The organism is Bacteroidota bacterium (assembly GCA_026391695.1).
Classification (GTDB): domain Bacteria; phylum Bacteroidota; class Bacteroidia; order Bacteroidales; family JAGONC01; genus JAPLDP01.
The window spans coordinates 1-15749 of the sequence record JAPLDP010000068.1; the positions used below are offsets into that span (position 1 = coordinate 1).

Consider the following 15749-nt stretch of genomic DNA (forward strand, 5'->3'; position numbering starts at 1 on the left):
TCACCAAAGTCCTCACCCGCATCCCGGATCAATCCATCCAACGCCTGGAGGAACTGCTTCCGCATAATCTGAAATAAAATCGCCCGGAAATAAAACTAATTTTGCATTACCGGTCAATATGCATCAGGCCGAAGGCTTACAAATTAGGCAGTCTTTCTCCTGACCGTATCGATGAATACGTCCCATACGTTGTTCTAATCGGTTTGGATTCCAAGGAATATCATAATTAATCATAAGCCAGCAAAACTGCAAATTGATACCTTCACCAGCTGCTTCGGTGGCTACTAAAATTTGTGCAGTTTCTTTAAATTCCTTTTCGGCATAAATACGGGATCCAGGTGTATTGCGGTCGCCAACTTTCATCCCACCATGTATCTGTGTGGTTTTCAAATCCCATTCAACCAATTTGCCTAATGGCCTACCATCTTTACCATCACCTACTAAATAGTCCAAAGTATCCTTATGTTCTGTGAATACGAGCAATTTCATTTTAGGATCAGTAAAAATACCTTGTCTAGTAAGGGTTTTTTTAAGTTCTACAATTTTATTCTCAATTTCCAGTGATTCGAGTTGTTTAGCTTGAGTAATCAAACGATTCAGACGATCGATATCCTGACGTAATTCAATAGGATCATAAGTAATAACAGCATCCTCTAAAGATTCAATAATATTTTGTTGTTCTTCATCAGTCAAGTCTTCAAAATTTTCCGGTAAACGGTTTTGAATTTGTTTTTGACGATATGCATCAGGATCTCTAAGAATTTCATCCCTTCTATCTCTCATTCTTTCCAAACTTCTGCGAACAGCATATAAGCTGGAAGCAAAACGTCTTTGCAACATAGCCATAATGAAACCGACAGCCCTGCCACGAGCAGTATTATCAGCAGCTGCCCTTATGGATTGGTCTTCAACATACTTTGTGAGTTCATTGTAAAAATCCCATTCTTCATCTTCAATTTTAAAACCAATAGTTTGAACGGTACGTTTAGTAAACAGTGATTTTACTATACCGGTTTCTGGATCAGGAAATGTTACTAATGCTTCTTTAACTCTTCGTAAATAGAATGGTGCTTCATGTTGTTTAATAGCTTCTTCGAGTGATGCAATATCTGCATAAACATCTTTGTCCAGTAATTTAAGAAATAATTGAAAATGATCGGGATTACCTTTGTGAGGAGTAGCTGTCATTAAGAGAAAATGATCTGTTCTTTCTGATAAAGCCTCACCTAACTGATAGGCATAAGTTTTGTGTTCCTCGTCAACAGCACTCATTTTATGAGCTTCATCCACTATTACTAAGTCCCATGTTGCCCTGAGCAAACTTTGGTTAGCATCCTCCTGTAATGATACCCATGAAACAGATGTAATCAATTGGTTCATTTCTTGCCAAGGGTTGCTTCCATAATTTGCTCTGAGGACATCGCCTCTAACAATGCTAAAGTTTTCACGGAACTTATCTTTCAGTTCACGTTGCCATTGAAAGGTTAAGTTTGCAGGAGTAACTATCAATATTCTATTAATCAAACCACGTGCTTTGAGTTCTTTAATTAACAAACCTGCCATAATAGTTTTACCTGCACTCGGGTCATCAGCTAATAAAAATCGAATTCGCGGCAGTTTAAGAAAATACTCATAAACTGCTTCCAATTGGTGCGGTAATGGGTCGATGCGCGCTATTGAAAGGGAGAAAAAAGGATCATATTCGTATGCCAATCCTAGCCGAATAGCTTCCACCGCTAACTAAATTTATGAGCATCCCCATTGTATGAACCTTGCTCAACAAATTCAATTTCCGAAAATTTGTCTTCGGGTATCACTAAATCATAAACTTGGTTGCTGTCACCACGACCAATAAGTCTAATGGAGTTGCCGAATGGCATAGTTATAATAACATGAACTTGTTCCGGGAACAGATTGCCTTTAACGATGGTGTTAGGTTTTAGCTTATTTATTAAGTCATCCATTATTTTCGTTATTCAAAATATAAATATAGTCATAAATCCTTGTTGTAGGTTAGTAAAATTACTCTCTCTTGCAAGTGCTGCTTTGTGGTCTGAAAAAGATGGAGTAGTTAACCTTTCTCCATTGGCGTTGCGCACATCATTGGGTGGTGTTTATATTTTAATTCCGGATAATATTAATAATTCTTGAATAACTACTCTTAAATCTGATTTAATATCATCAATATCTTGACGAATTGCAATAAACCGTCTACTATGTGCAGATTTATCCCCAATATCTTTAAGTTTTGGTAATGCCTTTTTGGTATTTCTTCCAAGGTTAAAAGATGTTTCTGATAATATGACATTAATCAGATCACGTAAATAAATAAAATCTCCACCTTTTTGAATTTTATTTTCAATATTCTTCGATTCAAATACTTCAATAATCAATGTCTCAAGCAATCTTCGAATCATAACCGCACAGGCATCGAACCAACCTTTTTCATAGCAGCCATTAATTTGGTTAGCAATTTTTTCAATATATCCTCTTGTTCCGTTATATAAAGGCTTATATATGACCATCTCACTTTGAGCAGGACTTCCTTCCGAAGGAGGTAACCAGTGTTTAGGGGCAACTTTAACGATGTCAGCAGTTATTGTTAATGCTTTTTCTAAAATATCTATTGGCATTGCTATTTATTCTTGTAAATGTGTTTAGACATAGCTTCAAAAATTTTCTCAATCTGGTCTGGTGTAGCATCAGAGGAAATATGAATTTGGATATTAATATTTAAACCAGGGAAATTATGATCTTTCCCTTTTCCTTCCTCTATTTTTTCATGTGATTCTTCATCCCTTGGTTTCTCTTGTTTAGCTGTCACGGCTTTTTTTTCTGCCTTTTTTACAATAGATGGTATTTTTTTTGAATCAGGAGGATGTGTTGTTAGCCCAGATGATTCAGGATTAGGGTTGGCCTCTAACAAAATAAAATAGAATGCTACAAATCTTTGAGCTGCTGAATCTCCAACACCAGAGTGATTCATAAACCAAGATTTGACTTTATCTCTTTCTACATTAGTATCAGGAAATACATCTCTAACTTCTAGCGGATAATTTGCTTCAAGCAAATCTTTACAAAAAGATTTGTATTGTAAATCATCTCGAAATTTTTTTGCTAATTCTTGATTGGTATTTCCCTTTTCATCAACGAGGTTAATAAGTTTTAATGTCGGTAAAGTATTAACCTTTGCTGAAGTTTCTGAGATTCCAAGAACTGTACTAAGATAATTAATCGAAACTGATCCGGGAATACTCCTTTTAAACTGTTGTCTAAGTTTTATCCAGTGTGATACTGGAATGTTCGGAAAAATTTTAATTTCATTTGTCATGATGTATGATTTTTAGGTTTATAAATGTCGCCTAATGAGAGTCCGTCTAATAACTTCCCCGTCGTTTTGCGGTCAAGGAGTAAAGGTACAAATATTCAGAGAAAAATGATATGACGTAGTCTTTTATAATTTGTGAACAAGAAGACAAAAATTTGCTCTGGCACAATGACCCTTTTGAAGTCCTATACCGACTGGCCAAAAAATGTCCATATTTACTCCTCTATACCCATGTTTTACGCACAATCTCACTGTGAGTGGTATCAGAATACCTCTGAGATAGATCATTCGTGTATTGGCATAATGGTAGGTAACTAAGGGCATTTTACATTATAGGAGAGAGAATGTTCTTCTACGATAGCTCGTCCAATGCTTCTATCGCCTTCTCCAGCGTCATATCGAGATGTTGTTTCAGTATGCTTCGTAATAGTTTTTCGTCTGGTGTCAATGTCTGATACTCCGCCTGAAGTATCACCTGTAACGATACATTTACTCACGTAGGCTCAAAATATTTGGGGAAATTGGATTCAGTTACTGCTTCCCCAATTAATGCCACCCTCACCAGGTTTAAAAGTAATAATATAATTATTTTCCTTTGCCTAAATTGTTGCTGCTTCTTTTAACTGACTATTCCCACTGTTTAGAAAAGTCGTAGCCATATACTCATTTCCATATTTATTCAATGCCTTGATAAGCGTCGCTTCTGTACCGGATTTGCCCTTTCGAATAAAAAAATAATATGCCCCTGCTACTATATCCAGTTCTTCCTTTTCAAGAGACGCAAATAAATAGTAATAAGAGATTCAACTGAACGTGCATCCTTCATACCGTTCATTTTTGTCTCTTTTCTTAAATTACTGCCAACTATTTAGGATTTCATCTGCAAAATACGAAAGAATAAGGCAATGTTATAGATGAAGGTAGTAATAATAATTTAATTGTTTTGATTAATCGTTGATAATTTTCTTTATTTTTTACTTGTAAAACAAACATAATCAATGGGATTGAAATTTTTTTTATTTAAAACTTGCATTCGTATATATTTTTATTATAACTTTGTTGTGCGTCTGGAAAGAGTCGCATAGCGTCTCAAGGAGGGGACATGTTCCCCATCACCAGTCGCTTTTTTTATTTCTGCAAATTCCTTTTTATGTATTTCTGTTACATTGATGAGGCGGGGACTCCTGATATGAGTGACGCCTCAACTCATTTTGTATTAACCGGATTTACTATTCCTGTTTGGAAATGGAAAACGTGTGAAATCGATATTAACAGAATTAAAAAGAAGTATAGCTTAGAAAACACGGAGATACATACTTCATGGATATTAAGAAATTATCATGAGCAAGAATTAATAAAGGATTTTGAGAAACTTCCCAATTTTCAAAGGAAAAGCGAAGTTGAAAAATATAGAAATATCTATTTGCATAAATTACAATCAAATCCTAAATATAATAAAGCTTATAAACAAACAAAAAAGAATTATATACACACTCGTGATTATATTCATTTGACTTTAAAAGAAAGGAAGGAATACATAACAGAACTTGTGACATGTATTGGTAAATGGGGATTCGCAAGATTGTTTGCTGAATGTATTGACAAATTATACTGGAACCCTTCAGTCGCCAAACAATCAATTGATGAACAAGCGTTTGATCAGATTGTTTCCAGATTTGAACATTTTTTACAAATATTGGATGCCAGTCAAAAAACAGAACTCAGTTCTCCAAAGAGAGACATCTTAAATTATGGATTAATTATTCATGATAATAACGAAACAATAGCCAAAAAGCATACGCAATTAATGAAAGAATTTCATAAAAAGGGAACTTTATGGACAAAAATTAAAAACATAATTGAGACACCATTGTTTGTAAATTCTCAATTGACAAGCATGGTTCAAATAGCTGATCTATGTTGTTATTTACTTAGACGATATGTTGAAAAGGGTGAGGAAGAATTATTCAAAGAAATATATAAAAGGGCTGACAGGAAAGATGATGCTGTGGTTGGTATTAGGCATTATTCTGTACCCACATGTAAATGTATTATCTGTAAACATCATTCAAAAATCGAAGAATAAATTATTTATATATTTTTATTGATCCTCAAAAATATCTCCCTGATATTTTTCCCCATCATCCTTTTAATATTAGCTTCAAACCTTCTTTTGTTTGATGATGACTTTAATATATATTTCTCAATTAATGCATCAACCTCATCTTTCTTCAGAAATTTGATAAATGGGCAATATATGCGCCATAAACAAGCATATTTCTTATAGGGGAATATTCATTGAACACACTGACCTAACCAGGCTAAACAAAATAAATTACATCTGAAGCGTCTTTTACCTGTCCCCCATCAAAACGTTTCTTATGTTCAGGAATAATATCACACCCGTTTATCCGTAGGGCTTTTCCTGGCCGCGGCCTTGCTATCCATCCTGATAGCATTGGGTACCGTGAGTTTTCAGACCCTCCGGGTATCAACACGCAACCCCCTGAATGCACTCAAATACGAATGAAGAATGAGGTCGAATGGCTGAAGATCATGATCCGTAACAGATAATATACTTCCCATATTTGTCGTTGGATGACTTTTCTCAAGATTATTTACATTTTATAAAAGCAAAGGGCATTTGAGTCGTTTGGTAATGACAATTGGCTTAATTTTGAAGTCAATTAAATTAGCAGAAAGGAAATTCTTTTATATATCCCATGATCAAACATTTACTGTTCCTGTTACTGACTTTATTTATTTCGAGCTGCCTTGTCGCCGGTTATGAAGATTTCAAAGCCCTGACCAGGTATAATTATTATACAACCGAAAAAGCCGGACAGGTTCTTGTCTTGGTCCCCGAGGATTTGCTCAATAAAGAGATAAAGATCGACCTGGCATATAAATACCGTTATTTGGTCAGAGGTGTTCCGGTGGAAAAGGGAAAGACCAGAGGATTAATAAATTTTCCACTCGATGCCTTCCCGGTTGGTACCGATACGATAGTTTGCTCATTTTATGTGGATAATATGTGGGTGAATTCAGCTTATGTTATTGTAATTAAGCTGCCTCCACATCCTAATGAAGTAAAGATTGATCATTACAGCGGAGGTTTGATTGTTGATGACCTCCCTTTTTTCCCTTTTGGATTTTATTGTGGATCACCTGTTTATCCTACATTTCCGGAAGAAGAATATGTGAAGGGATTCAACATGATGTCACCCTATCAGAAAATTGACAGGAAAACCCTTAAAGAGCGTAAGGCATACATGGATCGCTGTGCTGAAATTGGAATGAAAGTGCATTATAATGTTCTGAGTGTATGTGGCGGCGGGGGAGAGAGTGAAGGCAGGAAATCCTATAAATCACAGCAGGAAAAACAAAAGTTATTAAGGAAAGAAATAGAATTGTTCCGCGACCATCCGGCTTTACTGGCATGGTATATCAGCGATGAACCTGACGGACAGGGTGTTCAGGCCGACTCACTTCGTGCAGCATATAATCTGATAAAAGAATTAGATCCCTATCATCCTGTTAGTATAGTATTCGTCACACCTTCTTCAGCCAAAGCTTATAAAAATGTGATGGATATTGTGATGGCTGACCCATATCCCATTCCAAATGGTCCTGTGACAGAAGCTGACCAGGCGGCTAAGACACTTTTCAAGGATTTTTATCCTGAAAAACCCGTCTGGATCGTTCCACAGGCTTTCGGAGGCAACGAATGGTGGACACGTGAACCGACACCTCAGGAAGTGCGTACAATGACGTACCTGGCGATCCTCAATAATGTTTCAGGGATTCAATATTTCATAAGGACAGGGCTTAATGCATTTCCAAAATCCACAATTATGTGGAGTGAATGCAGCACAGTTGCTCTTGAGACGGCTGAACTCACACCTTTCTTATTATCCTTTGAGGATCAACCTGAGGTTTCTTCATCGTCAGGGGATATAAGGACCAAAGCATGGGAAAAGGATGGTTCGACACTCATCATTGCCGTAAATACAAAAAACCAACCCGGACAATTTACAATTCGTATTGCTGACAGTGTTTACTCCGGTAAGGCCGATGTTCTTTTTGAGAATAGAAAGATTGCCGTGAAAGAAGGCAGGATTGAGGATATAATTGATGGCCTTGGGACCAGGCTATATATATTAAGTATCCTTGACGAGCCCGATAAAATGCCTGTCAATCCACACAATTTGATTGTCGATCCAGGGTTTGAGAACAGTCCTGTACCCGGTATCCCATCAGCATGTTATGCAAAACCCGGGAAAGACAGAGGGGCAACCTATTTCACCGATTCCCGTGTTTCATTACAAGGCAGCCATTCAATCCGGCTTACCACACCAGTAAAAGAAAAAGGTGTCAGCCTCTCTTTTTATCCCATGCTTTTAAAAAATAAACGTTCCTATTCCTTATCAATATGGGCAAAAGCAAAACAAAGCCAGGATTATGCGATTTGGAAAGGGACAAATTTTATTTACAGGTTGTTTCACAGGAAACAGGCACCTGATAAGCAATTGCAATTTACTTTATCCCTGGGAAATAAATCGGGAAACTTCACTTTGAACTATGATTGGGAAAAGTATATTTTGAATTCCTGGGATATTCAGCCCGGGAAAGGAAACATCCATCTGTGTCCGGGGTTGGAATTGATCAGTAAGGGAACAGCATGGTTTGACCTGATGGAACTCGTTCCGGACATTGAAATGACAGTGGAACCAGGCTTGGACACAGAGGGTATCAGGATCAACTTAAGCACGATCCATCAGGGTGCATCCATCAGGTATACATTGGACGCAACAAATCCCGGTTTAAATTCTCCTTTATATTCAGAGCCAATACGCATAAGTAATTCTGCATTGCTTAAGGCTGCTGTTTTCTCAGAAAATCAGAAAATAGGATTTGCAGAACAGCATTTCCTGGTCAATAAGGCAACGGGAAAGAAAGTAAACTATATCAGCTCCTGTTCAAAACTTTATGATGGCAATGGCGATATAACACTTGTAGATGGCGTACTTGCCTCAGATAATTACAAAGATGGTCTATGGCAGGGATTCCTCCAGGATGCCGACCTGATCATTGATCTTGGTGATGAAAAACAAATCAGTAAGATTTCTTCCGGTTACCTGCAGGATATTAATGTATGGATATGGCTCCCGACTTCAGTTGAATATTCTATTTCGTTGGATGGTTTGACTTACAGCATCGTAAAAAACTTACCCGATACTATTTCCGAAAGAAAGGGCGGCAGCTTCAGGCAGGAATTTACTTCTTCTTTTGAACCTGTAAATGCAAAATATATAAGTATAAAAGCAAAAAGCATCGGTGTTTGTCCCGACTGGCATAAGGGCAGGGGCGGTAAAGCGTGGGTATTTATAGATGAATTAACCGTGGAATAGCCTCAAGCTGGAAGCTTGCAGCTTGTAGCTTGCAGCTTATAAATATCATCCATATGATTCTAAACCTTGCGGATTGGTCAATAATTGTTGCCTATTTCATACTCTCGTTGATTATTGGTATTATAGCTTCAAAGAAATCGGGGAAAAGCTATACCGAATTTTTTCTGTCAGGACGCAACATGCCCTGGTGGTTACTGGGTGTGTCGATGGTAGCAACAACATTCTCCTGTGATACACCGAACCTGGTCACTGACATTGTCCGTCAAAATGGTGTTGCCGGTAACTGGGCATGGTGGGCTTTCCTATTAACCGGAATGCTGACGGTGTTTATTTATGCCAAGCTATGGCGACGTTCAAAGGTGCTTACTGACCTGGAGTTTTATGAGATACGTTACAGCGGTAAAATGGCTGCTTTTGTCCGTGGATTCAGGGCATTATACCTGGGTTTTTTCTTTAATATCCTTATCATGGCCCTTGTGTCGCTGGCCCTTATTAAGATTGGGGCAGTGATGATGGGCTGGCCTCCAGCCTTGACAATGATCATCGCATTGGTCATAACTGCCCTTTACAGCACTCTTGGTGGATTGCGAGGAGTTTTATTCACGGATTTCTTCCAGTTTCTTCTTGCTATGGCAGGCGCTATTGGTGCTGCTTTAATTGTAGTAAGGTTACCTCAGGTCAATGGCATCCATGGATTGATCACAAATGTCGCTGTCATGCCGAAACTTAACCTGTTACCTGATTTTTCGAATAGAGATGCGCTTATTACACTTTTAATACTCCCTCTGGCTGTTCAATGGTGGAGTGTATGGTATCCTGGTTCCGAGCCGGGTGGCGGAGGCTATATAGCCCAGCGTATGTTATCGGCCCGGTCGGAAAAAGGCGCTATAAAGGCTACATTAATTTTTAATGCAATGCATTACGCTCTTCGACCCTGGCCATGGATCATTGTAGCTCTGGCTTCACTCATCGTATTCCCTGACATCGCATCGCTTCAGTCTGCTTTTCCTAATGCTGATCCTCATTTTGTTAAAAATGACTTTGCCTATCCGGCAATGCTAAGTCTTTTACCGAACGGATTTATCGGCATCGTTGTTGCATCTTTACTGGCAGCCTACATGTCTACTATTTCGACACATCTGAACTGGGGATCGTCATACATAGTCAACGATTTTTATAAGCGATTTATCAACCCTGCTGCTGGTGAAAAACGTCTGGTTCTGGTTGGACGGCTATCTATTGTATTTCTCATGATCATGACTGTAATCTTCGCCCTGTTACTAAGCAATGCACTGCAGGCATTTAACATCGTTCTTCAGATCGGAGCAGGAACAGGACTTATCTTTATCCTTCGCTGGTTCTGGTGGCGTGTGAATGCATATAGCGAGATCACGGCCATGATCGTTTCCTTCGTAATCGCATTATATTTTCAGTTTATCCATCCCTTAACCGGATTACCAATACTCAGCACTGCAATGCAACTGGTTGTGGGCGTCGGTGTCACATCCTTTTCCTGGATATTGGTCGCTCTGACGACTAAACCAGCAGATACTAAAACACTTAGAAAGTTTTACCGACTTATCCAGCCAGGAGGACCAGGATGGAAAAAAGTGGTAAAACAGGCCAGAGCAGATAATGATCCTGTCGATACAAGTGACAAAGGCGGGTGGGATGTGCCAATTGGAATTCTTTGCATGGTGCTGGGATCCGTGTTCATCTACAGTATGTTATTTTCAATCGGAAACTGGATATATGAAGAATATATGCTTGCAATAATACTAACAGCAATCGTTATAATCTCAGGATTTTTTTTGTTCCGGGTATGGAGGAAGCTTAAAATGGATTAATATATGAAACCAGCATTATTGATTATGGCTGCCGGTATCGGTAGCAGGTATGGAACTCTGAAACAGATGGATAGAGTTGGTCCATCAGGCGAAACCATCATCGACTATTCTGTCTTCGATGCCATAAGAGCTGGATTTGAAAAGGTAGTTTTTATTATCCGGAGGGATATAGAAAATGATTTCAAAGAGGTTGTTTTGAGGAAACTTGAAGGCAAAGTCAATCTTGATTATGTATTTCAGGAACTTTCCAGTATCCCTCCAGGTTCCTTGGTTCCTGCTGATCGCCTGAAGCCATGGGGCACGGGGCATGCTGTGTTAATGGCAGCTGATAAAATAAAAACACCATTTGCTGTTATCAATTCCGACGATTATTATGGCTATAGTTCTTTTGATATGACCGCAAAATTTCTTTCCGGTCTACAAATGGATGACACAAATACATACTGTCTTGCCGGCTACCACATAAAAAATACCTTGTCGGAACATGGTTTTGTTTCCAGGGGAATATGTCAGATTTCTGCTGATGGTTATCTGAAAACTATCGTCGAAAGAACCCATGTTTCAAAAACAAAAAAGGATATCAGGTATCAGGATGAGGATGGGAATTTCAAATTACTAGATGAAAAAACCATTGTGTCGATGAATATATGGGGTTTTACACCATTATTATTTGTTTATCTCAAAAAATACTTTAATGAATTTATCAGGATAAATGCAGGGAGCATCAGCGCTGAGTTTTTATTGCCATCTGTCATTGGCGACCTTGTCAGTAAGGAAATAATCCAGGTTAAAGTCCTGGACAGTCATGAAAAATGGTTTGGAATGACCTATCAGGAAGACAGGGAAAAGGTTATTCACAATATCAGGAATCTTGTCGCAAAAGGGCGTTATCCTGAAAACCTCTGGAACTAATGCAAAGTGACTTACTTTACAGAATACCATCAATTATCAGTTATTTTCTGATCAAGGGGAATTATTCAGGTTGCGAACCCTATGGTTCGGGACATATACATGATACATTTCTTATCAGGACTGGTCAAAAGGAGATGCCGGATTATATCCTTCAGAAGATCAACAATCATATTTTCAGGGACATTCCTGCTCTGATGGAAAATATCCAAATAGTGACCTCTCATATACGTAAACGCCTGATTTCTATACCTGGCAGTAATCCCGACAGGGAAACACTTATGTGTATCCCGGCAAATAATGGTCAATTATATTATCAGGATTCTCAATCGGATTACTGGAGAGTTTATCAATATATTAATGATAGTTATACTTATCAAAAGGTAAGCGATGTGCACCAGGCTTTTGAGGCAGGCAGAATTATCGGCAGATTTCAGGCTTTGCTTTCTGACCTGGATGCCAACTTACATGAAACCATTCCAGGTTTCCATGATCTATTTAAACGTGAAATGGAATTTGATAAGGCTGTTATGGATGATCCATTAAACAGGTTATTGAATATCAGGGAAGAATACACGTTTGTTAAAGCGCAGTGCGATAAGTTAAGAGAGATGAGTGATGAGTTACATACATTGGGAATACCTGTGAGAGTGACACATAATGATACCAAGTTCAATAATATCCTGTTTGATTCTGATGGACGTGCATTATGTTTAATTGATCTTGATACTGTGATGCATGGATATATCCATTATGATTATGGTGATGCCATCAGGACCCTTGCCAATTCGGCTTCAGAAGATGAAGAGGATATTGAGAATGTACATTTTAATCATATATTCTATGAAGCCTTTAACAGGAGTTATTTACAGGAAGTTGAATCATTTTTTACCCCCGAAGAAAGAAAATGGCTTCCTTTCTCACCAAACTATATGACTTTTATTATCGGACTGAGGTTTCTGACTGACTATTTAAATGGTGATAAGTATTTTAAGATCCATCGCCCAGAGCACAATTTAAAGAGAGCCAGGGTACAGTTCAGATTGATCCGGTGTATTGAAGAATACCAATCATCTTAACATTATAACTTTTCTGGTTTCCTGAAGCTCTCCAGCAATAAACCTATAATAATAGATTACGTTTCATTGTCTTCTTATTATATGAAGATGATTTTGGTATTTCAGACTAAGTTACGAAATATTAAGGGTAACTCTTATTTTGATGTGCTGGAGATTGAGTAGTGTAGTTCTGAAATTAAAGATTTTATTCATAGATGCAGACTTTTTCATTATTTTTCTCTTCTTCTTTCTTTGTCTGCCACACAAAGAAAGAAGGAAATAAAAGTCACCGCTGCATAAAAATTACTAAAAATTGAGCACTCAGGCTAAAATTTATGAACTCCCCCGATTAAAATCGGGGTCAAACAGCATAAATTTTTTAACGCCTTCGTGCTCAATTTTTTTCACGTGATTTTTATGAGCGGAGTCCTTAAAATGCCTTAGGGTTTGCAGGCGGGGTACCCACTGGGCGAAGATTCCGTTAAAGCCAGACGGAGAAGTGAGGGAACGAAGTGACCGAACGGCTTGGCTGGCTTAGGAATCGAGCCCTAAGTGGGTCGCCGAAAACCCAGGCTGTCTTTTTCTTTTCGTACTTTTCTTTTGGACACGCAAAAGAAAAGTACATCAAAAGAAAAACATTCTCAATCCAATTCTCTTTTTCAATGAACATCACCTCTGTTCGCATTAAAACATACGAGAAAACATAACAATAAAAAAATAAATATATTCGAATTCAATTCTGCAAATTACTTTACCTGGCGCATCAAAATAGTATTTAGCCTCAAGAGATACTGATAACCACCAGGATCATGTTCGCTAGTGTACATTTTCGTATGAAAATGGACACAAACCTATCAGAAAATGTACATTATGTTATTATGTAAGAAACATAAAATCAGTACAATACATACTATGGCACAGTATTGGCTATATTTGGAAACACATTATTTCACAATAAAAATTTACATGTCAAATGAAAGCAACCAACCTTATAATGATTCTTGGATTCCTCATGATTGTTAACCTGAGTTATTCGGACATACCACCAGCGACCTTTATCCTTGAAGAAGAAGCTTATATCGATGATATCCCTTTTAATACTGAACTGATCGCAAAGAAGGTAATGTCTAAGCCAGGTGCGGATAAATTTACTCTCGAAGAAGAAGTTTATATTGACGATATTCCTTTTGATACTGAAAAAATCGTTAAAGAATTGTACAGGGAAGAAAACCTGGTAAAATGTTCACCTATAGATAAAAAATGTTATTATATGCTTCATTAGAAGACACCTTGTCGCTTTTCTCATAGTTTCAGTTTAGGTTAGTTTGGAAAGAAGAGTCCTGTAATTACAGGGCTCTTTTCTTTTTACCCAATTGAAATTGAAGTTCATCTGACAGGTGAATTTCTTCTATCTTTGCTTTTCGTTTAAAATCAATTTCTATGAAAAGAATAGTTTTGATGGTCCTATCTTTCTCCACTTTTTTTGTTCTTGAGGCGCAGGAAAAGAATAAGATCATTATGGATTCCATACTGCAAAAAGAAGTTCTTGTTGGATATTGCACCCGTGAAGGATTGCAAACCGGGGAATTTGCCAAATCATATACTACTGAATATAGATATTATAATCCCAATCCTAAAATTTGTGCCACCCTTGGAAAGTACATCAACAAATACAAAATAACTGTGGTGTTGGGTTCATGGTGCAGTGATACCAAGGAACAAGTTCCACGGTTTTTCAAAGTAATGGATCAACTGAAATATAAAGAAAGAAAACTGACGTTAATATGTGTAGATCGTGCCAAAACGGCACGTACAATGGATATCAGCGGACTGAAGATAGAAAAAGTACCTACATTCATCATTTACAAACGTAAATGCGAAATAGGCCGGATTATTGAAACGCCTCTAATAAGCCTGGAAGACGATTTGCTGGATATTATTTTAAAATCATCTGCAAAGAAATAGGTCGTATTCGAATTCCTATCCTATGATCATCAGTAAACGCATTAATGAGACAAAAGTCACCCTTGATTTATGCCGGAAGCGGGGCATGACAATTGGATTTGTTCCCACAATGGGTGCCTTACACCAAGGCCATCTGGAATTGGTAAAAAGAGCCAAAAGGGAAAATGATTATATGATGTGCAGTATTTTTGTCAATCCAATACAATTCAATAACAAATCGGACCTTGAAAAATATCCCAGAGAAACTGAATCGGACCTTGAAAAACTCAAAAAAAATGGTTGTGATTTATTATTCATGCCGTCTGAGGAAGAGATGTACCCTGAACCTGTGACCACTGTTTTTGATTTTGGTCAACTCGACAAATTGATGGAAGGTCAATACCGGCCGGGACATTTTAACGGAGTAGCCATTGTCGTAAAGAAATTATTTGAAATCATTGAACCTGATAGGGCTTATTTTGGCGAGAAAGATTTTCAGCAGCTGGCCATCGTAAGGCATATGAATAAAACACTGGACAAGCCTGTTCAAATTGTCGCCTGTCCAACAGTCAGGGAACAGGATGGTCTGGCTATGAGTTCAAGAAATACTCGCCTGACCCCTGGAGAAAGAGCATTGGCTCCATTTATTTATCAGGTTCTGCAAGGCGTAAAAAATAATGCAGGCAAACAATCAGTTGCAGAACTTAAAAGTTGGGTCAGCAATCAGTTTGACAAATATCCGGCTATGAGGCTTGAATATTTTGCGATAGTTGAGATGCAAACTCTAACTCCCATTGAAAAATGGGACAACAGCCCGAATATTATTGCCTGTATAGCTGTTTATCTCGGTAATGTCAGACTTATAGATAATATCGTTTTATTTTCGTAATTTTGCAGTGCTATGAGGATTGATATTTTAAAATCAAAAATACACCGGGCCACTATTACCGGTGCTGACCTGAATTATGCTGGCAGCATCGCCATTGATGAAGATCTCATGGATGCAGCGAATCTCATTGAAAATGAAAAAGTAGAGGTATATAATCTTAACAACGGAGAACGGTTGGAAACATATATTATTAAAGAGGGACGGGGAACAGGAATTGTTGCAATCAACGGTGCGGCGGCACGTAAAGCCATGGTTGGAGATATGGTAATTATAGCTTCCTATGCCAGCATGGATTTTGATGAAGCCAGGCAATTTACTCCTACCATCATATATCCAAATAATCGGAATAAATTAATCTGATCC

11 protein-coding genes and 1 pseudogene are annotated in these 15749 nt (G+C 37.9%); 9 read left to right on the forward strand and 3 right to left on the reverse strand.

The features are described 5' to 3' along the window. Positions 1 to 141 precede the first annotated feature (141 nt). The 3 genes and pseudogenes from NT175_08960 to NT175_08970 form a co-directional block, all read right to left on the reverse strand. Positions 142 to 1964, reverse strand: a pseudogene (locus tag NT175_08960) (SNF2-related protein). A gap of 150 nt (positions 1965 to 2114) precedes the next feature. Continuing rightward, the gene (locus NT175_08965) at positions 2115 to 2633 is read right to left on the reverse strand and encodes a DUF4145 domain-containing protein (protein MCX6234833.1); all 519 of its coding nucleotides are present in this window, start codon (positions 2631 to 2633) and stop codon (positions 2115 to 2117) included. Between the two features lie 2 nt (positions 2634 to 2635). Further along, positions 2636 to 3331: a hypothetical protein gene (locus tag NT175_08970; protein ID MCX6234834.1), complete on the reverse strand. Its 696-nt coding sequence runs from the start codon at positions 3329 to 3331 to the stop codon at positions 2636 to 2638. Positions 3332 to 4478: 1147 nt separating this feature from the next. Between NT175_08970 and NT175_08975 the strand changes: the two genes are divergently transcribed. From NT175_08975 to NT175_09015, 9 genes are all read left to right on the forward strand, one after another. Next, complete coding sequence (locus tag NT175_08975) at positions 4479 to 5414, forward strand: DUF3800 domain-containing protein (protein MCX6234835.1); 936 nt, start codon at positions 4479 to 4481, stop codon at positions 5412 to 5414. A gap of 637 nt (positions 5415 to 6051) precedes the next feature. Next, the gene (locus NT175_08980; GenBank protein MCX6234836.1) at positions 6052 to 8739 is read left to right on the forward strand and encodes a chitobiase/beta-hexosaminidase C-terminal domain-containing protein; all 2688 of its coding nucleotides are present in this window, start codon (positions 6052 to 6054) and stop codon (positions 8737 to 8739) included. Positions 8740 to 8792: 53 nt separating this feature from the next. Next, positions 8793 to 10586 (forward strand): Na+:solute symporter, encoded by a 1794-nt coding sequence (locus NT175_08985; protein MCX6234837.1) that lies wholly within the window; start codon positions 8793 to 8795, stop codon positions 10584 to 10586. A gap of 3 nt (positions 10587 to 10589) precedes the next feature. Next, on the forward strand, positions 10590 to 11498 hold the full coding sequence (locus tag NT175_08990) for a sugar phosphate nucleotidyltransferase (GenBank protein MCX6234838.1): 909 nt from the start codon (positions 10590 to 10592) through the stop codon (positions 11496 to 11498). Further along, complete coding sequence (locus NT175_08995; GenBank protein MCX6234839.1) at positions 11498 to 12574, forward strand: aminoglycoside phosphotransferase family protein; 1077 nt, start codon at positions 11498 to 11500, stop codon at positions 12572 to 12574. Before NT175_08990 ends, NT175_08995 begins: the two co-directional genes overlap by 1 nt. 952 nt (positions 12575 to 13526) lie before the next feature. Beyond that, on the forward strand, positions 13527 to 13835 hold the full coding sequence (locus tag NT175_09000; protein MCX6234840.1) for a hypothetical protein: 309 nt from the start codon (positions 13527 to 13529) through the stop codon (positions 13833 to 13835). A 158-nt stretch (positions 13836 to 13993) separates the two neighbouring features. Next, on the forward strand, positions 13994 to 14518 hold the full coding sequence (locus NT175_09005; GenBank protein MCX6234841.1) for a thioredoxin: 525 nt from the start codon (positions 13994 to 13996) through the stop codon (positions 14516 to 14518). A gap of 22 nt (positions 14519 to 14540) precedes the next feature. Further along, positions 14541 to 15386 carry a pantoate--beta-alanine ligase gene (gene panC, locus NT175_09010; protein ID MCX6234842.1) on the forward strand — a complete coding sequence of 282 codons (846 nt, stop codon included), beginning with the start codon at positions 14541 to 14543 and terminating at the stop codon, positions 15384 to 15386. Between the two features lie 12 nt (positions 15387 to 15398). After that, positions 15399 to 15746, forward strand: a complete 348-nt coding sequence (locus tag NT175_09015) for an aspartate 1-decarboxylase (protein ID MCX6234843.1) — start codon at positions 15399 to 15401, stop codon at positions 15744 to 15746. The last annotated feature ends 3 nt before the right edge of the window (positions 15747 to 15749 follow it).